The organism is Sinobaca sp. SA16-1 (assembly GCF_059510515.1).
In genome coordinates this window covers 385,403-405,500 of the sequence record NZ_JCAKFL010000003.1, presented here as the reverse complement: position 1 = coordinate 405,500, position 20,098 = coordinate 385,403, and the positions used below count along the sequence as shown (strand labels likewise).

Genomic DNA, 20,098 nt, shown 5'->3' with positions numbered 1-20,098 from the left:
ATTTTTGAAATCACGAATAAAAAAAGCAGGCTGATGGACTATGAACCTCCCACAACCTGCTTTTGTTAAACGCTTTGAAGATGTATTTTCCATTTTTCCAAAAACTGCTCCGCAAACTGCTTACAGCGGGTAATATCTTCTCCCTCCGGATCAAGTTCAATTTTTAAGTTAGGTTCTACAAGGAGTGCTCCTTTTTCCTGAAGCTTTCCGCTGATTGTATCTACAGCTGCCCCGTATTCCGGATAGGAGGAATCGCAGGAGCCAAAGCAGGCTGCCGGTATTGCCTGCAGGGTTATATTATCCATGTCGTCATAAAAATCTTCCAGTTCATACGGCAGATCTCCATCTCCCCATGTATAGGTTCCAAATATTACTCCATCGTAATTTTCCAGTTCCACCGCTTTTATGTCGTCCATATCGATATGTTTTCTTGTAACGTCCGCAGCGGGCGTAAGCTGCGCTTGAATGATATCAGCTATTTCTTCCGTATTTCCGGATAAGCTGGCAAAAACGAGCAGAATAGAAGCCATCGTTTCCCTCTCCTCTTTAAATAATCTACTCACACTATAATTGATAATGATTATCAATGTCAATATATGATTGATTCTTGAAAGTTCTGACATTGACTTCTCTCTGCCTGTTTGATACGTTTAATTCACTTTGTATACATTGATAAGATAGGATCTTTCATGATTTTAATCAAATGATAGGAAAGCAGGCGTCCATTAATGAAAAAAATAAAAATTGTCACTGATTCAACTGTTGATATGAGAGAAGAAGATATTAAAGCCTACGGAGTAACAGTAGTTCCCCTATCGATTTCTATTGGCGAAGAAACTTTCCTCGACAGAGTAGACATTACTCCAACAGAATTTATTACAAAAATGAAAGCATCTTCTGAACTGCCGAAAACGTCCCAGCCTTCTCCGGGAGCGTTTGCCGAAGTATACGACAAACTTCACAAAGAGGGGTATCAAATCTTATCTATCCACGCCTCCAGCGGCCTCAGCGGTACGATCAATGCCGCACACACTGCTTCTGAAATGACAGAGGCGGAAGTTACTATTGTAGATTCCAAATTCATTTCGAAAGCGTTATCTTTTCAAGTAGAAGAAGCCTGTGAGATGGCAGACCGGGACATGCCGATGGATGAGATCATCCGGAAGTTGGAACAAGTTCGAAAAAACACCCGATTATTCGTGGTCGTACACACTTTAGAGAATTTAATTAAAGGCGGACGGATTGGAAAAGGCCGCGGTTTAATAGGTACACTGCTTAAAATAAAACCAATTGCCGTTCTTGAAGACGGGGTCTACGCTCCAGTAACAAAAGTAAGAAATTCCAACCAGGTGATACGATTTCTCACTGAGCAGTTTGCTTCCGATATAGAAGGACGTTCCGTCAAGAAAGCCGGATTTGCTCATGCGGACGGAAAAGAACTTGCTGAAAAAACGGCTCAGGCTATTAATAAAAAGGCCCCAGGAGTCATGATTTCTATTGACGACACCACGCCGGTTATCAGCACGCATACCGGGCCCGGTGCCATCGCTTTTATGTATCAGCTGGAAGAATAGAAAAAAGACAAGCGCCTTCCCGGCTGCTTGTCTTATCATTTACGACTTATTTTCTAAATTCATAATAACTTCTTCAGCCAGTTCATGCACACGCCGAACCTGGTTATTTGTGTTTTCTGCCGGGAGTGTTTTCTGCCGCACAGCTGACAGGAAGTCTTCAATCATAGGGGTAAACCCCCTCTTTGTTAATGTCGGTTCCCAATCATCCTCTTCCTGCTTTTCTATTTTTTTACCTTTTAAAACGAAAAGCTCCCGTACATTCTCCGCCACTCTTTTCTCAGCAGGACCGGCAGCTTCCGCGCGCTCTTCAGCCGCTCCATTTACTCTGTTCATTACTGCAATCGCTGTACTGCCTCCGCCCTCTATCTGAAGCGTGGCGTGATGAAGGCAGCCATCTTTCACTTTACCGGAAACATGAATCTGCTCAATTTCATGCGGGAATAAAAAAAGAACTGTATCAATTACATGGATAAAGTCATCCAGTACAAATTCCCTTATAGTATCCAGTTGGTGCGCACGATTTTTCTGCATAAGGATCATCGTCGGATCTTTCACTTCTTTAAGGTTTTGATAAACCTTTGCATACCGCCTGTTAAAACCGACCATCAGCAATAACCCTTTGCTGTTTGCTTTATCGATCAATCGGTTGGTTGCTTCAGCGTTATTTGTTAACGGCTTGTCCACATAGACATGAATGCCGTGGTCCAGCAGGAAATCGATGATATGTTCATGAGAATCGGTAGAGGAATGTACAAAAGCTGCTTCTATTTTCTGTTCTACCAGTTTTTCTATAGAAGTATGGCCATTGCTGATATGAAAACGATCCATCGCTTCCCGAAGAACCTGTTTGTTTCTCGTACATAAGTGAATATCTATCTGTTTCATTTGAGAAATGCTAGGCAGGTACGCTTTTAACGCAATACTGCCCAGTCCAATTATTCCTATCTTCATGGTTTCCTCCATCAATTCATTTTAAATATAGTATAGCAGGTCGCATCTGGTTGCTGAACGTTTCTTTTTCTTGCGGCATGCACCGACAGGACAACAGCTGATTCTCTGTTACGGATTCTGTTTATTTTACTCCTTTAGTTTTGCCTGGTGGAAACTATATAATAGAAAGAGTAACCCAGGATAGGATGGATACATATGCCCTCCCAAAGCAAGCGGCCTCCTTTAAAGCTTCTGCACAAAATGATTTTATTAATGAGTGTGCTTTTAATTATCAGCATCAGTACAGCAGCTGTATTTGTATTTGTCGTGCTTTCCGATTCTCTTGAAGAAAGAGTTGGAGATAACGCTTTAAATCTAGCGATTACTGTAGCCAATATTCCTGAAATACAGGAGGCATTTAACAGCGAAGATCCAGAAACGGTTATTCAGCCGATTGTCGATCCGATGCGGGAGCAGACAGACGCTGAATTTATTGTGGTGGGTAACACCGATGAAATACGATACTCCCATCCGGATCCGGCCCGCATAGGAGAGCAGATGATCGGCGCGGACAACGAGCGCGCTCTGCTTAAAGGGGACAGCTATATAAGCCGGGAAGAAGGGTCACTCGGCCCCTCCATCCGCGGGAAAACCCCGGTTTACGACGAAGCAGGAGCCATTATTGGTGTCGTATCTGTCGGCTTTCTTGTAAATGAAGTAAATGATACGATAAATGCATTTCGTTTGGAAATTATGATTCTGCTCGGTTTTCTGCTGACGGTCAGTATTCTTGGAGCCGTGTTTATTGCTTATCATATTAAGAAAGAGCTGTTTGGCCTGGAACCTGCGGAAATTTCCCAGCTTTACCTGCAGAAAGAAATGATACTGCAGACCACATACGAAGGCATCATTGCGTTTGATCATTATCTGCAGCCAACTTTAATAAATAAAGCCGCCTCGACCATTGCTGACTCCCTCCGATACCTTCCAGAGGCACAAAAAGAAAATTACCTTGTCGGCCTGGTGCCCGTCTCTATGGCAGAAACTGTTTATCGTTCTGGAGAAAGTTTATTCAAACAGGAAATACCGTTTGAAAATACAACGTTGATACTAAGCCTGATCCCTATTAAACGAGGACAGGAACCTGTCGGAGTTGTTGCTTCTTTTCACCACAAGTCCGAGCTTGATATTATGGCGGAGGAACTATCCCGAACGGTGCAGTATGCAGATACGCTGCGGGCGCAGGCACATGAGTTTTTTAATAAATTATTTACTATTTCAGGAATGCTGCAGCTCGGAAAAAAAGAAGAAGCCGTTCACTATATTCAGGAAGAAACCAATATACAGCAGAGCCGGCTTCAGTTTTTTATAAAAAATGTCTCCGATCCAGCACTAGCCGGGCTTTTAATGGGGAAATATAATCAGGCATCTGAATTAAAAACAGCTATGCATATTGATGAAAACAGCAGTTTAACCTGTCCTTTATCTGAAAAGCAGCGTCAAACACTGTTAACCGTTATGGGCAATCTAATAGAAAACGCGTTCGATGCATTGACTGGAAAGTCTGATCCGGAGATATGGATCCATTTTCATGATGCCGGAGACAACATTATTATCGAAGTGGAAGACAACGGCCCGGGTATTTCTAAAGACGTTTCTGCTACTATTTTTCAAAAAGGTGTTACGACTAAAGAAGGAAAAAACCGCGGTATCGGTCTCCATCTTTGCTATGTTCAAGTGCAGGAAGCAGGCGGCACAATTTATGTCGAAGAAGGAGAGCACGGCGGAGCCTGCTTTGTTGCAGTCATTCCAAAATAAAAGGAGGAACCGGTTTGCCATGTTAAATGTATTGATTGTAGAAGATGACTTCAGAGTTGCGGGTATTATAGAAGATGCGGTACATAACGCTTCCTCTTATCAAGTCATCAATAAAACCAAATCAGCTCAGGAAACGATGCATTTCTTAAAGTCCTGTTCAAAGCTTCCTGACTTAGTTCTTCTCGATGTGTATATTCCTGATGCGGACGGCTTGTCTCTGTTGAGAGAGATACGGGAATCATACGGACAGCTTGATATTATTATGATCACAGCAGCCCGCGAGACAGAAACGATACAGGAAGCGATTCGCTCCGGTATTTATGATTATATTTTAAAACCGATCGATTTTCTTCGCTTTCAGGAAACGCTGAGTCAATATGCCAGCCATCACGCCCTGCTTCAACAGCAGGGCGAACTGGAGCAGGATGACATTGACCGTCTTATTCACCAAAAGAAAAAAACGGCCTCTCCAATAAATGAAGCTCTCCCTAAAGGCATCGATCCTACTACACTCGAGCATATTAAAAATTCTCTTAAAGTAGAAACGGAGGGCGTCTCCGCAGCCAAAGCAGCCGGGCTGGCAGGAGTAAGCCGGCCCACCGCCCGCCGCTACCTGGAGTACTTGGCCAGCACAAGCTATGCAGAGGTGTTTTCAAGCTACGGGGACCCGGGAAGACCCCAGCGCCTGTATCAGATTAAAACCCGGAAAAATTAAGAGCACCTGCCGGATTAATACCCGGCAGGTGCTTTATTCTATACGCCTATTATTCCAATCATCCATGCTACGCCGAGAAGAATGATGCTGAAGCCCCACACCCAGAAAAATGAATAGCGGAGGTGCTTGCCCATCTCTATACCAGCAAGACCAAGTCCAAGCCATAAAGCAGGCGCAAATGGACTTACCATAGTTCCGATAATATTTCCGATCACAAGTGTGTATATAATCGTAGTGGAAGCCACTCCGGCCTGTGACACAATTTGTTCTACAATAGGAACTAAAGCGAAATAGTATGCATCTGTACTCAATACTAAATCAAACGGCACTCCAAATATTCCAATAACAATATGCAGATATGGAATAAAGAAAGCCGGCAGCAGGTTAACGATGTCTCCTGCCATTTCATCAAGCATTCCGGTGCCTTCCAAAATCCCTAAAAATGAACCGGCTGCTAAAATAATTCCCGCCATCATTAAAGCATTAGGTGCGTGCGCTTTAATACGATTCATTTGGTCATCTACTTTTGGATAATTCAGCGGCAGAGCAATAGCAAGACCAATCATAAAGACAAACCCGGAAGGCAGAAATCCGCTCATCAGCATTCCCACTACTCCAACGGTTAATAAAATATTAATCCACAGCAGCTTTGGTCTTCTCAACTTTTCGCGTTCTTCATCATACACTGTCATCTCATCGGAAGAAGTATCTACCGATGCGGCCGATTCACGATACGCCTCTTTACCAAACCGTTTTTCGATACGTATCTTTTCTCTCCATCCAAACAATGCTCCAATGATAAATAACAATACAATTTCAATAAGCTGTAAAGGAATCAAAGGTCTCCATAGTTCAACAGGATCCATATCCAGTACAGAAGCCGCTCTTCCAATCGGTCCAGCCCATGGAAGCAGGTTCATAACCCCGATGCTTAAAACAACAAGGAGCATTAACAAATAGGGGCTCATATGCAGACGTTTATATAATGGCAGAAGAGCCGGAATTGTAATAAGAAACGTCGATGCTCCCGATCCGTCAAGGCCGGCAATAATAGCAATTGCGATTGTTACCATTGCTACAATAATAACGTTCCCCCGCGTTAGAGACACAAGTTTTTTAATTATCGGGTCAAATAAACCGGCATCCTGCATAATACCAAAAAACAAAATAGCGAATATAAACATGATGACAACAGATATAACAGCATCGATGCCCTCTTCAAAATAGCCTGTCAGCTCAGCTGCTCCTGTTCCCAGCAGCAGCGCACTAATAACAGGAATTAATATCAGTGCGACGATAGGGGATATTTTTTTAGTAATAAGCAGTGTAACAATAGTAATAATAGTTATAAATCCGATAAGACTAGTCATAACAGGTTCCTCCTCCAGCACTCTCTTTACGTATTTTTTGTTATTTGTATGCGCTTGCATATAATATCAAAATATTTTGTCTGCTAAACTTATCAGACAACTCTTTCAAGAGTAACCTTAAAAACATTTTGAAATGAAAAGGAAATTAAAAACGTTTTGTTCACGAAAATGAGCAAAAAAAAAAAAGCCCTCTGCTTTAATTAAGCAGAGAGCCTGGCTGGTTACATTTTCGGTGTTGCTTTTTCATGGACAATATTGCGTCCCGGCCTATCCTGTTTAGTTGATCTCCGTTCCATCACGATGGTGGTAGCCTGGACGGCTACAAACAGTGCAAGTACAACAAAATACATAGGAGTCGTTACCCCATTAAACCAGGAATTATAGCTCAGCGCTCCGAGTGAACCTCCAAGAAGCGGTCCAACTATTGGTATCCAGGCATAGCCCCAATTGGATTTTCCTTTTCCGGCAATCGGCATGAAAAAGTGTACAAGCCGCGGTCCAAAATCACGAGCCGGGTTAATAGCATAGCCGGTAGTACCCCCGAGAGATAAACCGATAACAATAATCAACGTTCCGATAATGAGAGGATTCAGGCCTTCCGTGAACTGATTGGCTCCAATGGCCAAGATTCCAAAAACCAGCATAAATGTTCCCAGCGCTTCCCCAAAGAAGTTGGACGGCCGGTAGTTAATGGCCGGGTCTGTTGAAAACACGGCAAGTTTTGCGCCCTGGTCTTCTGTTTCTTTGAAGTGAGGGTAATAGTGCAGCCATACAAGTGTACCACCGACAAAAGCTCCAATGACCTGGGCTGCAATGTAGCCCGGTACGTCTGCCCAAGGAAACTCTCCTGTCATTGCCAGACCAACTGTTACAGCTGGGTTAATGTGCGCACCACTTATCTGACCGACTGCGTAAATAGCCATTGCTACACCAAGACCCCAGGCAATAGTAATAACGATCCATCCCGATCCTTCCGCTTTCGATTTCTTCAACACGACACCTGCTACAACCCCACCACCAAAAATGATAAGTAACATCGTGCCCAGCAATTCCCCAATGAATGGCGACATAATTATTCCTCCTTTATATTATTAAAAATTATAAATATTCAGAAATCTAAAAATATACCTGTTAGTTCAAAGCTCAAGCTACGCAAAAAAGACCAGTGGAAAATTAATCACGATACTATCGGCGTGAAAAATATCTACTGGTTTCATCTTCTCTTAGTAGCTCTTCATTAACTTAATTTGATTATAAACGCATATGAAAACGTTGTCAAAGGCTTTTTTTATTTCATTTTCGGCATGTAGGCAAGCAGTTCTTCATGCAGGTCAGGGGCACTGGCAATAAAGGATCCCTGCTCCAGTAAAGAAGGTTTTTCATTGGAAAATGTAGTTGCTGAAGCCCCTACTTCTTCTAATATAATTAAACTTCCTGCATAATCCCATGGAGATAGGCGGAGATTAATATACGTATCAAGCCGGCCGCAGGCTACGTAGCATAACTCCAGAGCAGCAGATCCATACGAGCGGGCACTCCTCGATTTGTCAACCAGTTCATGAAGCAGCCCGCCGCCATTTTTGTGCTCCCATACAAGCCAGCGGCTGTTCAGCCCGATAATTGCTTTATTAAGCGTTACCGGCTTTCTCTTTTCTAATTTTTTTTCATTTTGAAAAGCGCCTTCTCCTTTAAGAGCTGTAAACCACTCGCGCTTCATTACATCGTAGACGAGTCCGAGCTGTCCGATACCATCTTCGAAAATGCCTATCGATATGGCGAAATTATACTGCTGGTGGACGAAGTTTGTCGTACCGTCGATAGGATCAATAATCCACAGCACTCCTTTGGTGGAATGAAGTGATTCTCCAGTTCCCTCTTCACCCAGCATTTCATGGTCCGGATAATGAGTCGCTATTTTTTCTTTAAAAAATGCTTCTGTTTGATAATCCATTTCAGTTACTAAATCATTTACATTGGATTTTGTTTCTATATTTAAAGGCTTATCCATGGAGACCCTGATCGTTTCTCCTGCTTCTTCCACCCATTCTTTCACTATATGTAATAATTCTGAATAGTTTACACTCACCTTGACCACTCCTACTATTGTGTCTGTTTCTACATCTTATCTTATTTCTCGAAAAATGTCGCTTGTCATTCCAGTACACAAAAAAAGAAAAGCCCGCCTAAGGCGGACTCTGATTTATTGAATAGTTTAATTACGTAAAGGTTTGTTCAGTGTGCTGTTTGAACGTATTGGTTATATATCTGTATTACACTTCAAGCCGTATAAGCTCTTGACGAAGATTTTCCAGCCTGGCTTTACAATTTGCGATTTCATCCAGACAATTTTGTATTAATGCATCATGCAGCGTCACGAGTTCATAGTCTATTTCAAGCTTCAATACTGGAATCCTTTCTTCCGCATCTCTTCTTTTCAGCGTTTCTATGACTTGTTCCATCGTCTCCACACCCCTTTTTAAAATGGATATTCTCTGGACCTGGCTGCATCGGCACATATAACAAAATTTTCAGATATTTTGTTTCTGATAGTATATCACATGATTAATGAAAAGCAACAAAAAATCTCCTGTTAATATTTGCGACTTTATTTAATAACGGATATGATGGATTTATTGGAAAAAAAGGGGGACGTATGCATGGATTTTACAGGATTCTCACAACACGATTTTAATACTTTTTCTATTGAAGGACTCGAAGGCCGGATGGAAGCTATTCAACAGCGGATTCAGCCTAAATTCCAGCAGCTTGGCACTGCTCTTTCTGAAGAGCTGACGATGGAGCTGAATAAAGAAATGTTTCTGCATATTGCAAAACACGCCCGCCGCAAAGTCAATCCACCCAACGATACTTGGCTGGGCATTGCAGATAATAAAAGAGGTTACAAAAAACATCCTCATTTTCAAGTAGGTATGTTTGACGACCATGTTTTCGTATGGCTTGCTTTTATTTATGAAATGCCTGATAAAGCAAAGGCTGCAGACCGCTTCCTGGAACAGCGGGAGTTGTTTGATAACCTTCCTCAGGACTTTGTTCTTTCTCCTGATCATATGAAAAAAGAGGCTTTCACGCTTGAGTCCTTGTCCGACGAAGAACTGTCGAAAATGCTGCATCGTTTTCGCGATGTAAAAAAAGGGGAGTTCTTGATCGGCCGTCATTATCAGGCAGGTGATGCTATCCTCGAGGACGGCGATGCCTTCTTCAACGAAGCACTTTCTGTTATGAAGCAGTTGATTCCCTTTTACCAGCTTTCCTTCGAAAAGCAGAAACAATATCAATAGTTTACACAAAACCCTTCCGGTATCGACACCGGAAGGGTTTTTATCAGCTCATTTTAATAAGTGCTGCGCTTTCTGCTTTTCTGGCTGCCTGTACAGTATGCCAGCACGATACTTTCGTTTTTCCTTCAAATTCACTGCACAAGGTCTTTTCTTCTGATTTAGAGGGAACGACCTTTTTAAACCGATTATAATGATCCAGAAGCACTTCTTTTTTTACTCCTTTATCATAGGCTTTTTCAATAATTGTAAAGAATTCCACTACATCCACTACTTCTTCTGTGGACCAATCCATTGAAATAGGAATATTTACTGATTCTTCCATATTATTCTCCTTTCCACTTATTCCGAATTTGTTCTGCCTGACTGATTAATGAATTAATCAGCGTTTCCACGTGGGGACAGTCGTCTATAGAAGCGGCAACCTGGCCGGCCCATCCAAACCCATTATCTTTTTTTCCTTCGTATATATAGGCTTTATTTGCTTCCCCGCTGATCAGGTGCTTGATTTGTTCATAGGCCGGGGTTTCTTTTTCTGCTTCTAATATTTGTTCTGTCCATGTATTTTTGAGAGCTCTCGCAGGAGTACCGAGCGTTCTTTTAATTACTACCGTATCACCATCACCTGCTTCTATCAATGCTTGTTTATACGTTTGATGAGCGTGCACACATTCTTTAGTAGCGATAAATCTTGTACCCATTTCAATGCCTTCAGCTCCCAGCGACAGAGCAGCCATCATTCCTCTTCCGTCTCCGATACCTCCGGATGCAATAACTGGAATAGAAACCGCGTCAACGACCTGAGGGATAAGCACTATTGTGCCTGTATCATTCCGCCCAAGATGTCCACCGCCCTCCTGGCCTACAACCATCACGGCGTCTGCCCCAAGTTCTTCTGCTTTCACTGCCTGGCGTTTAGCTGCTACGAGAACCAGCTTTTTGATGGTTGTATGCTTCAGCATATCCAAAATAGGTTTTGGGTTTCCCCCTGTCATCGATATGACAGGAACCTCTTCCTCGATAGCTGCCTGTACCATATGCTCAAAAGGACGGCCGTGTTGACCGATAGCAAAATTCACACCAAAAGGGCGGTCCGTTTTCAAACGGACTTTCCGGATTTCTTCTACCAGCTCTTTCTCATTATTTAACGACATAGCTGTAATCTGTCCGAGTCCGCCGGCATTTGATACAGCAGCCGCCAGATCGGAATAGGCTAAATAGGCAAGCCCCCCCTGAATAATAGGGTATTCAATGCCCAGCATAGATGTAACACGAGTTGTCCATTCCATTATCTCTACCTCCGGTAAATAGAATTTGTTTGCACAAGCCTGTATGTTTGGTATACTTTTTCTTGTTTTGAATTTTTAATAGAAGGAGCCGTCATATGCTCAACCAATGGGAAACGCCTTTATTTCATGCATTATTAAAGCATGCTGCTGACGAACCAAAACCTTTTCATATTCCCGGGCATAAGAAAGGAAAAGGAATGAATCCGGAGTTCCGGGACTTTATCGGCCAAAATGCTTTATCTATAGATTTAATAAACATTGAGCCGCTTGATGACCTCCATCATCCACATGGCATTATTCATGAAGCGCAGGAACTTGCAGCCTCTGCTTTCTCTGCTGATTATACCTTTTTTTCCGTTCAGGGAACGAGCGGAGCCATTATGACAATGATATTATCTGTCTGCGCTCCCGGCGATAAAATTCTCGTACCACGCAACGTGCATAAATCGATCATGTCAGCGATTATTTTCGCCGGGGCTGTACCGGTATTTATTTATCCGGAACTTGATAAGAAACTCGGGATCTCGCACGGCGTTACCGCCGCTTCTGTAGAAACGGCTGTAAACGCCCATCCCGATGCGAAAGCACTGTTAGTCATCAATCCTACTTATTTTGGTGTGTCCGCTGATTTAAAGCGGATCGTTGATACAGCTCATCAGGCCGGAATCCCGGTTTTAGTGGATGAAGCGCATGGAGTACACATTCATTTTCATCCGGACCTCCCACTTTCTGCTATGCAGGCCGGAGCTGATCTGGCTGCCACCAGTGTTCACAAACTGGGCGGGTCCATGACGCAGAGTTCTGTTTTAAACGTTAAGAAAGGGCTTGTAGATCCGCATCATGTGCAGGCTGTAATGAGCATGCTCACTACTACCTCCACTTCCTATCTTCTCCTCGCATCTCTTGATACCGCAAGAAAATACCTTGCGACTCAAGGTGAGCGTCTGCTTGAACAAACGATTGCTCTTGCCGGCTCGGTGAGGGAGAAAGTTAACGCCATTCCGGGACTTTACTGCCCCGGCCGGGAGATGCTTGACGGAAACGCGGCTTTCTCCTTCGATCCGACCAAGATATTAATTTCCGTTACTAATCTTGGAGTGACCGGCTATGAAGTAGAAAAATGGCTTCGCGCTCAGTATAATATTGAAATTGAACTTTCCGACTTATACAATATTCTCTGCATTATCTCTTTTGGGGATGACCAGGATGATCTTGATTTTCTATTGAGAGCTCTCCGACACCTCTCGGAAACTTTTCTTGGAGCGAAAAAGCCGGAAAATCAGGTGTCTATCCATCTGCCGGATATTCCGGTTCTTGCGATCCCTCCGCGCGATGCTTTTTATGCGCCGACGGAAGCCATTCCGTTTGCCGAAAGCGCCGGCCGGATTATTGCTGAATTTGTCATGATTTATCCTCCCGGTATTCCCGTTCTCCTTCCGGGAGAAGTTATTACAGAAACAAATATTGTTTACATTAAAGAAAATGAAGCCGCAGGACTCCCTGTTCAAGGACCGGAAGACGCTACCCTTGAAAAGATCCGCGTTATAAAAGAAACACGTCCGATTCGTTAGAAGCACAGTAATGTGCTTCTTTTTTTTATGTAGTACTGCCTGCATACGTCATTACAAAATGCAGAACGGTTTCCTCCTGCTGATCCCGGTTTACATACCCATGCTCTACGTCTGCGGTGAAGCTTACACTGTCCCACTGCTTCAGCTCAACCATTTCCTCTCCTATCATTATTGCAGCAGACCCCTTCATTACGGTTACATATTCTGTAACGCCCGGTTGATGGCTTTCAGAGAAATAGCTGCCCCCCGGTTTCAAAAAAGCCCGGTGCATTTCTATCTTTCCACTATGTGAAGTGTGAAAGACGGTTTCAAGTGTACAAGCTTCATTGGCACTGAGCATCTGGTATCCTTTTCCGCTTCTTGATATCGTAATGCTTTTTTCTTCCTCCAGCAGTGAAGATATCGGAATCTGCAGACTGTTCGCCAGCTTCCACATAATGGACAGCGATGGGTTGGCCTCCCCTTTCTCAATATTAATCAACGTAAGCCTGCTCACGGAAGACATATCTGCGAGTTCCTGGAGCCCAATTCCCCGCTCCTTGCGCTGCTTTTTTAGTACTATACCTAACTTTTTGGAAAGCTTAAGCGGATCTTCTTTCATTATTTCAGCCCCCTCTTATAATTATAATTAACTTATGATATATTATAATGAACTTTCAGAACGAGGTGATATGATGCGCGAGATGGGGCTGGGACTATTAGCTTCTTTATTTTTTGCTGTTACGTTCATATTAAACCGCTCCATGGAGCTCGAAGGAGGAAGCTGGGTATGGAGTGCGTCCCTGCGCTTTTTATTTATGATTCCCTTTCTTCTTCTTATTGTACTTCTGCGCAGGGGATTGAAACAAGTATTCATTGAAATAGCTGCCAGGCCGATTCCCTGGATAGGATGGAGCTTCGTCGGCTTTGTTTTGTTCTATGCCCCTCTTACCTATGCAGCCGCTTTTGGGCCCGGCTGGCTTGTAGCAGGAGCGTGGCAGATTACGATCGTAGCCGGCGTGCTGATAGCGCCCTTTCTTTCTGCTTCCGGTCGTCAAGCAAAGCTGCAGGACAAATGGCCGGTACGCTCTTTATGGATTTCTCTTTTTATTTTATCCGGCATTGCACTTATTCAAGCACAGTCTTTTTCCTACATAGCTTATCGGGATGTATTGTTCATTCTGCTGCCTGTTCTGGCAGCGGCTTTTGCTTATCCTCTTGGAAACAGGAAGATGATGGACCTTTGTGATGGCAGGCTCGATACGTTCCAGCGTATTTTAGGAATGCTTATATGTACAATGCCGGTCTGGCTTATACTGGCGGGAACCGAATGGGTGCTCACCGGTCCGCCTTCTCCCAGCCAAACGGCTCAAACGTTTATTGTAGCTGTCTGCTCCGGCGTTATTGCGACTACATTATTTTTTATCGCAACAAATGCGGCCAGAAAAAACAAAACGGCACTCGCTTCCGTAGAAGCTACCCAGTCCCTGCAGATTTTGTTTGTTGTGTTTGGGGAATGGCTGCTTCTGGCCAGTCCAATGCCGAACGTTTACGCATGGATAGGGATTTTTATTATCATTGCAGGCATTAGTATGCACAGCTTTTCTGCGGTTATAAAAGGCAACATAAAAAAACCGGAGTAAGTTACCTCCGGTTTAATTGATTATATTTACCGTTCGCCGTGATTTTTCTTCTGAGATCCGCATGAAGAACAAGATGAGTACAGCGTCGCAACCTTTTCACCTTCAAAGTGCTCAATTGTTTCATTACATACCTGGCATACAATCGTTCCCATACTTATCTCTCCTTTTTTTGTAAGCGTTTAATTTACTGTATCTCCATATTAGTATGTCACATTTACTTTGTCAACACTAAATAGTATAACTTATTTATTTTATTAAAAAAGCTGCCCCGGAAAATGGGCAGCTTGAATGCTATTTAATTTGACTCAATAGTGGCAGGATCAATAAAATCATAGCCATTTTCTTCAAAACCGTCGATAATTTCCGGAATGGCTTCATTAGTCCATTCTCTATCATGCATTAACAAATTAGCCCCATCTCTTACTAATTCTGTATTAACCATAATGTCTGCAAGAGCTTCCGCATTCTGGTATTCAGGCTCCCAGTCGTATCCATATGTCCAGTTCATCCAGATCATATCCTCTTCTTCCATCAGCGCTTGTGAATACTCTGTATTCATGCCAAACGGGGCACGGAAAAACTGCGGCTTCTCTCCAGTTATATCTTCTATCTTATCGTTTAACTCTACAATTTCCGCTCTTTGTTCCTCTTCCGAAATAGAGGTCAGGTCCGGATGGGACATTGTGTGATTGCCGATGTCAAATCCCATATCATATATTGCCTGCAAATCTTCTTTTCCTTCTTCATCATCAATAAAATGGCCGTTCACAAAAAAGATGGCCGGCACGTCCCGTTCTTTCAGCTTTTCAGCCATTTCCACCCCGTATGTATCCGGCGCGTCATCAATCGTTACGAGAACAGCGGGGGTTTCCGTTTCTGCATCCGCCTGAAGCGAAGCATCTGCTTCATTAACATGATACACCGTTGTATCTTCCGCTTCTTCCTGTTCTGAATCCTCTTCCTGCGCTGCAGCCTCTTCTTCCTGTACTGCGGCTTCTGATTCTTCTTCTGTCTCTTCTGCTTCAGAACTTCCTTGATCGCCATTGGAACAACCGGCTATAACAAGCACCGTAAAACTAATCATCATGAACTTTTTCAATATGTATGCCTCCAGCCTGTAGAATACCTACATCATATCAAACCCGCTGGCTTATTTATATCATTTAGGAATAAATTGTTAAATATATAGATAGTACGTAGTAGGTTCGTTTTTCGATTTTCCGCATTGAACATTTTCGGGAACATATCTGCATAGTCCTAAGCTTGCAACATACCCGTGCCATGTTATAATAATCTTTGTGGCTTTAAAGGGATTTTGCATGATACTTGCATAAATCGGAATAATATTACGAGCTGAAACACTAAAAATGAAGAAAGGTGGTTGACTTCCGTTATGAAAAAATTAACACCCGTGTTCTTTATTTCTCTGGCAATTGCACTTGCTTTCATATTATGGGGTGTAATTGCTCCTGAAAATGTGAATACCATTACAACTGGAATCCAGGCGAATATTTCAGAACGATTTGGCTGGTTTTACTTAATCGCAGCAACAATCTTTCTGCTGTTTGCCTTATTTCTTATTGTCAGCCCGTATGGAAAAATTAGATTAGGAAAACCGGATGAGCGGCCTGAGTATAGTTATTTTACCTGGTTTGCTTTTTTATTTACAGCCGGTATGGGTATCGGCCTTGTATTCTGGGGAGTAGCCGAACCACTGTATCATTATTATGGTCCTCCTGACCAGGAAGCAGAAAGTACCGCAGCAGCTGCCGCTGCCCTTCAGTATTCCTTCTTCCACTGGGGACTTCATCCGTGGGCCATATACGCTATCGTTGCTCTCACACTGGCCTACTTTAAGTTTAGAAAAGATGCACCCGGCGTTATTAGTGCCACCTTCCGTCCATTAATTGGAGACAAAGTAAATGGTCCAATTGGGACGACGATTGATGTAATTGCTGTATTTGCGACAATATTCGGTATCGCTACTTCACTTGGTTTTGGTGCCGTGCAGGTTACCGGAGGTCTGGGGTACACATTTGATTTCATTACAAATACTACTACCACCCAGGTTATTGTTATTATCGTTATCACCGTGCTGTTTCTTACTTCAGCCATGACTGGTTTGAATAAGGGAATTCGAATTTTAAGTATGACAAACGTCGTGCTTGCTATCCTGCTTATGCTGTTCGTATTAATCTTAGGGCCTACCGTATATATTATGGATTCCTTTACGACTACGATTGGAAGCTACATTCAAAACCTTCCAAGCATGAGTTTCAGTACGAATACATTCAGCGGTGACCGCGAATGGCTGGAAAGCTGGACCATTTTCTATTGGGCTTGGTGGATTGCATGGTCTGCCTTTGTTGGTACATTTATTGCCCGGGTGTCCCGAGGTCGTACCATTCGTGAGTTTCTCATTGGCGTTCTTGCTGTACCGACTATTTTCAGCGGCCTTTGGTTCTCTGTATTCGGTTCAACAGCTATCTTTCTTGATGGAGAGAATAATGGAGGATTATACAGCCTCATGGTGGATCAGGGTGATGAAATTGCCTTATTCTCCTTGCTGGATCAATTCCCATTGAGCGAAATAACGCTTATTCTCGCCATTCTGCTTATTATTTCTTTCTTCATCACCTCAGCAGACTCCGGTACGTTTGTACTTGGTATGTTGACGACGAACGGAAGCCTCAACCCTTCCAACTCTGTCAAATTTACATGGGGTATCATTATTTCCGCTGCTGCCGCCGTGCTTTTAATTTCAGGCGGTATAGGCGGTCTCGAGACGGCAATGATTATAGCGGCTCTGCCGTTTACATTCATAATGCTGGCAATGATGCTATCGCTCTTTAAAGCGCTCCAGTCGGAACATGAAATTCTGCAGGCTGATAAATTAAATAATCAGGCCGAACGCAGACGTCTGCGCGAAGAAAGAGAAAAGATCAAAAAAGAAAAAGAAGATCTTAGTGCAGGAAAAAAATAATACCCCTTTTAACCCCGGTGCCTTTATGAGGAACCGGGGTTTTTTATGGCATAAAAAAAGAACGCCCGCTGTTCAGCGGACGTTCTTTAACTGGAACTGTTTTATTTAATGTGTACAGGCAGTCCAATAGCAACTTCTGCTGCTTCCATAGTGATTTCCCCAAGGGTTGGGTGGGCATGGATAGTCATTGCTACATCTTCAGCTGTCATTCCAGCTTCGATGGCAAGGCCAAGTTCTGCAATCATATCAGAGGCATTAGGACCCGCAATATGTGCACCAATTACCAGTCCATCATCTTTACGGGTAATAAGCTTCATAAAGCCTTCTGAATCATTAAGAGAAAGCGCTCTTCCGTTCGCCTGGAAAGGGAACTTGGATGCTTTTGCATCATAACCAGCTTCTTTTGCTTCATCCTCAGTATAACCAACGCTTGCCAGCTCAGGCTCTGTAAAGGCCACAAGTGGAATAGCAAGGTAGTCAATAGCAGCAGCTTCGCCGGAGATAGCTTCTGCTGCTACTTTACCTTCGTAGGAAGCTTTATGAGCAAGAGCAGGACCATCTACAATATCGCCGATAGCATAAATGTTATCTACACTTGTACGGGCCTGCTTATCAATTTTAATAAGTCCTCTATCTGTAATATCTACGCCGATCTGCTCCAGACCTAATTCTTCTGTATTTGGTCTGCGGCCGACAGAAACAAGTACATAGTCTGCTTCAAACGTTTTTTCTTCGCCTTTTACTTCAGCTGTAAGTTTAACGCTGTCTTTGCTTTCTTCAACAGATTGAGCAAATGCTTCTGTTTCCACAGTAACACCATTCTTTTTCAGACGACGGTCAACCAATTGGCTCATCTGCTTTTCAAATCCGCCGAGGATACGTTTTTCGCCTTCAAGAATAGTTACTTCAGAGCCAAGGTTTGCATAAGCTGTAGCAAGCTCAACACCGATATATCCTCCACCGACGACAACCAGCTTTTTAGGAATTTCTTCAAGCTGAAGGGCACCTGTGGAATTAATTACACGATCCGTATACTTAAGGGTTGGAATCTCAATTGGTCTCGAACCCGTAGCAATAATGCAATTTTTGAATTTGTACGTCTGCGAGTTGTACTCATCAGAAGAAACCTTAACCTGATTTTTATCAGAAAAGTATGCTTCTCCCTGTACGATGTTGACTTTATTGCCTTTTAGAAGTCCTTCAACGCCGCCTGTGAGCTTTTTCACTACGCCGGCTTTCCATTCCTGGACTTTAGAGAAGTCTACTGTCGCTTTTTCTGTAGCGATACCCATATCTTCACTGCCGTGTTCTGCAGCATGAAAACGGTGGCCGGCTTCAATCAATGCCTTGGAAGGAATGCATCCGACGTTAAGGCAGACACCGCCTATTTCACCCTTCTCCACAATTGTTACTTTTTGTCCAAGCTGTGCTGCACGAATTGCTGCAACATAGCCCCCTGGACCTGAACCTACTATCAGTGTATCTACTTCTTCTGCGAAATCTCCTACTACCATTCTTATCCCTCCATGATGATTAGTTCTGGATCATTCAATAGACGCTTCACGTGATTCAATGCGCTTTGAGCTGTAACGCCGTCCACTAATCTGTGGTCATAGCTTAATGAAAGAGCAAGCATTGGAGCAGCGACGATTTCTCCGTCACGTACAACGGCCTTTTCTTCGATACGACCAATACCAAGAATAGCTACTTCCGGGTGGTTAATAACTGGAGTAAACCAGAGACCCTGAGCAGATCCTACGTTGGAAATAGTACTGGTGCCGCCTCTCATTTCATCAGAGCTCAACTTGCCGTCACGGGCTTTTACAGCCAGTTCGTTAATTTCGTCAGCAAGCATGAAGATTGATTTACGATCCGCATCTTTTACTACAGGAACAACCAGTCCTTGCTCAGTATCTGCAGCAATACCTATATTATAATAGTTTTTGTAAACAATTTCTTGGTTTTCGTCATCAATTGATGCATTTAATGAAGGATATGCTCTTAGAGCAGAAGTTAGTGCTTTAACGACATATGGCAGATACGTAAGCTTTGTACCTTTATCTGCTGCAATCGGCTTAAACTTTTTGCGGTTTGCTACAAGATTGGTTACATCAATTTCATCCATGTGCGTTACGTGAGGAGCCGTGTGCTTAGAATTAACCATTGCTTTGGCAATAGCTTTTCTAATGCCTTTCATTGGTACGCGCTCTTCAAGTTCTGTTGTATTCTGGGAAACAGGAGCTTTAGAAGCCGGCTTGCTTTCTTCTTTCGCTTCAGCAGACTCTGATGCCGTGTCTTGTGTTTCCTGTCCGCCGCTCAAGTAGGACTCAATATCTTCTTTTAGTACACGTCCGTTTTTGCCGCTTCCGCTGACTTTACGGATGTTAACATCTTTTTCTCTGGCAAACTTACGTACAGAAGGCATCGCGATTACTCTGGAATCGTCGTCTTCTTCTGTTTTTTCAGCCGCCGGCTGTTCGGAAGGCTGTTCATCAGGCTGTTTTTTTGTCTCGTCTGCAGGATTTTCTGCATTCTGTTCTTCACCTGATTTGCCTTTATCTTCTTTAGGTGCTTCTTCTGCCGGTGCTTCTTCACTGCCATCGTCTATTACAAGAATGACTTCACCTACAGTAGTTGTCACACCTTCATCTACTCTTACTTCTTTAACCGTTCCGTCCACTGAAGAAGGAATTTCTACTACAGCTTTATCGTTTTGTACTTCAACGAGTATATCGTCTTCTTTGACGGTATCTCCTGCTTTGACGAACCATTTTACGATTTCGCCTTCATGGATACCTTCACCAATATCTGGTAATTTAAATTCGAAAGCCACTATAATTGCCTCCCTTTCTGCTACCTATCATTTTTTATATAAAGGATAAAAGAGACTGAAAAAGGAAACCTTGTTTCTGATTTCTTTTTCAGCCTGC

The 20,098-nt window shown here is 43.1% G+C and carries 20 protein-coding genes; 7 read left to right on the top strand and 13 right to left on the bottom strand.

Annotated features, from left to right (window positions below; translation table 11 throughout):
- Positions 1-65: 65 nt before the first annotated feature.
- Positions 66-530 carry a flavodoxin gene (locus AC5W2J_RS10060; RefSeq protein WP_496059334.1) on the bottom strand — a complete coding sequence of 155 codons (465 nt, stop codon included), beginning with the start codon at positions 528-530 and terminating at the stop codon, positions 66-68.
- Between the two features lie 198 nt (positions 531-728).
- On the opposite strand from AC5W2J_RS10060, the gene AC5W2J_RS10055 reads away from it, so the two are divergent.
- Positions 729-1,574, top strand: a complete 846-nt coding sequence (locus tag AC5W2J_RS10055; protein WP_496059333.1) for a DegV family protein — start codon at positions 729-731, stop codon at positions 1,572-1,574.
- Positions 1,575-1,613: 39 nt separating this feature from the next.
- Here AC5W2J_RS10055 and AC5W2J_RS10050 read toward each other — a convergent pair whose 3' ends face one another.
- Positions 1,614-2,525: a Gfo/Idh/MocA family protein gene (locus tag AC5W2J_RS10050; RefSeq protein WP_496059332.1), complete on the bottom strand. Its 912-nt coding sequence runs from the start codon at positions 2,523-2,525 to the stop codon at positions 1,614-1,616.
- Positions 2,526-2,765: 240 nt separating this feature from the next.
- Between AC5W2J_RS10050 and AC5W2J_RS10045 the strand changes: the two genes are divergently transcribed.
- Positions 2,766-4,322: an ATP-binding protein gene (locus AC5W2J_RS10045; RefSeq protein WP_496059331.1), complete on the top strand. Its 1,557-nt coding sequence runs from the start codon at positions 2,766-2,768 to the stop codon at positions 4,320-4,322.
- Between the two features lie 19 nt (positions 4,323-4,341).
- Positions 4,342-5,037, top strand: a complete 696-nt coding sequence (locus tag AC5W2J_RS10040) for a response regulator (protein WP_496059330.1) — start codon at positions 4,342-4,344, stop codon at positions 5,035-5,037.
- Between the two features lie 38 nt (positions 5,038-5,075).
- Here the strand turns inward: AC5W2J_RS10040 and AC5W2J_RS10035 are convergent, their stop codons facing one another.
- The 4 genes from AC5W2J_RS10035 to AC5W2J_RS10020 form a co-directional block, all read right to left on the bottom strand.
- Positions 5,076-6,407: a CitMHS family transporter gene (locus tag AC5W2J_RS10035; protein WP_496059329.1), complete on the bottom strand. Its 1,332-nt coding sequence runs from the start codon at positions 6,405-6,407 to the stop codon at positions 5,076-5,078.
- Positions 6,408-6,628: 221 nt separating this feature from the next.
- Positions 6,629-7,477, bottom strand: coding sequence for an MIP/aquaporin family protein (locus AC5W2J_RS10030; RefSeq protein ID WP_496059328.1), 849 nt, complete (start codon positions 7,475-7,477; stop codon positions 6,629-6,631).
- Between the two features lie 218 nt (positions 7,478-7,695).
- A complete protein-coding gene (locus AC5W2J_RS10025; RefSeq protein WP_496059327.1) occupies positions 7,696-8,493 on the bottom strand; it encodes an inositol monophosphatase family protein in 798 nt (265 codons plus the stop codon).
- Between the two features lie 184 nt (positions 8,494-8,677).
- Positions 8,678-8,866 (bottom strand): YkzI domain-containing protein, encoded by a 189-nt coding sequence (locus tag AC5W2J_RS10020; protein ID WP_496059326.1) that lies wholly within the window; start codon positions 8,864-8,866, stop codon positions 8,678-8,680.
- 198 nt (positions 8,867-9,064) lie between these two features.
- Between AC5W2J_RS10020 and AC5W2J_RS10015 the strand changes: the two genes are divergently transcribed.
- Positions 9,065-9,706: a YktB family protein gene (locus AC5W2J_RS10015; RefSeq protein WP_496059325.1), complete on the top strand. Its 642-nt coding sequence runs from the start codon at positions 9,065-9,067 to the stop codon at positions 9,704-9,706.
- A 43-nt stretch (positions 9,707-9,749) separates the two neighbouring features.
- Here the strand turns inward: AC5W2J_RS10015 and AC5W2J_RS10010 are convergent, their stop codons facing one another.
- Complete coding sequence (locus tag AC5W2J_RS10010) at positions 9,750-10,028, bottom strand: UPF0223 family protein (RefSeq protein ID WP_496059324.1); 279 nt, start codon at positions 10,026-10,028, stop codon at positions 9,750-9,752.
- A gap of 1 nt (position 10,029) precedes the next feature.
- On the bottom strand, positions 10,030-10,992 hold the full coding sequence (locus AC5W2J_RS10005; protein ID WP_496059323.1) for an NAD(P)H-dependent flavin oxidoreductase: 963 nt from the start codon (positions 10,990-10,992) through the stop codon (positions 10,030-10,032).
- A gap of 95 nt (positions 10,993-11,087) precedes the next feature.
- Here AC5W2J_RS10005 and AC5W2J_RS10000 point away from each other — a divergent pair, with 95 nt between their 5' ends.
- Positions 11,088-12,563, top strand: a complete 1,476-nt coding sequence (locus tag AC5W2J_RS10000; protein WP_496059322.1) for an aminotransferase class I/II-fold pyridoxal phosphate-dependent enzyme — start codon at positions 11,088-11,090, stop codon at positions 12,561-12,563.
- A 25-nt stretch (positions 12,564-12,588) separates the two neighbouring features.
- Here the strand turns inward: AC5W2J_RS10000 and AC5W2J_RS09995 are convergent, their stop codons facing one another.
- Complete coding sequence (locus AC5W2J_RS09995) at positions 12,589-13,164, bottom strand: helix-turn-helix domain-containing protein (RefSeq protein ID WP_496059321.1); 576 nt, start codon at positions 13,162-13,164, stop codon at positions 12,589-12,591.
- A gap of 70 nt (positions 13,165-13,234) precedes the next feature.
- Between AC5W2J_RS09995 and AC5W2J_RS09990 the strand changes: the two genes are divergently transcribed.
- On the top strand, positions 13,235-14,185 hold the full coding sequence (locus AC5W2J_RS09990; protein ID WP_496059320.1) for a DMT family transporter: 951 nt from the start codon (positions 13,235-13,237) through the stop codon (positions 14,183-14,185).
- A gap of 26 nt (positions 14,186-14,211) precedes the next feature.
- Here the strand turns inward: AC5W2J_RS09990 and AC5W2J_RS09985 are convergent, their stop codons facing one another.
- Both AC5W2J_RS09985 and AC5W2J_RS09980 read right to left on the bottom strand, forming a co-directional pair.
- On the bottom strand, positions 14,212-14,337 hold the full coding sequence (locus AC5W2J_RS09985) for a GapA-binding peptide SR1P (protein WP_496059319.1): 126 nt from the start codon (positions 14,335-14,337) through the stop codon (positions 14,212-14,214).
- 143 nt (positions 14,338-14,480) lie between these two features.
- Complete coding sequence (locus tag AC5W2J_RS09980; RefSeq protein WP_496059318.1) at positions 14,481-15,284, bottom strand: polysaccharide deacetylase family protein; 804 nt, start codon at positions 15,282-15,284, stop codon at positions 14,481-14,483.
- A gap of 294 nt (positions 15,285-15,578) precedes the next feature.
- On the opposite strand from AC5W2J_RS09980, the gene AC5W2J_RS09975 reads away from it, so the two are divergent.
- Positions 15,579-17,168: a glycine betaine uptake BCCT transporter gene (locus AC5W2J_RS09975; protein ID WP_496059317.1), complete on the top strand. Its 1,590-nt coding sequence runs from the start codon at positions 15,579-15,581 to the stop codon at positions 17,166-17,168.
- Positions 17,169-17,269: 101 nt separating this feature from the next.
- On the opposite strand, the gene lpdA is transcribed toward AC5W2J_RS09975, so the two are convergent.
- Together lpdA and AC5W2J_RS09965 are read right to left on the bottom strand one after the other, a co-directional pair.
- Entirely contained in the window at positions 17,270-18,682 is a 1,413-nt protein-coding gene (gene lpdA / locus AC5W2J_RS09970) for a dihydrolipoyl dehydrogenase (protein ID WP_496059316.1), read from the bottom strand.
- Positions 18,683-18,684: 2 nt separating this feature from the next.
- On the bottom strand, positions 18,685-20,001 hold the full coding sequence (locus AC5W2J_RS09965; protein WP_496059315.1) for a dihydrolipoamide acetyltransferase family protein: 1,317 nt from the start codon (positions 19,999-20,001) through the stop codon (positions 18,685-18,687).
- Positions 20,002-20,098: the final 97 nt, after the last annotated feature.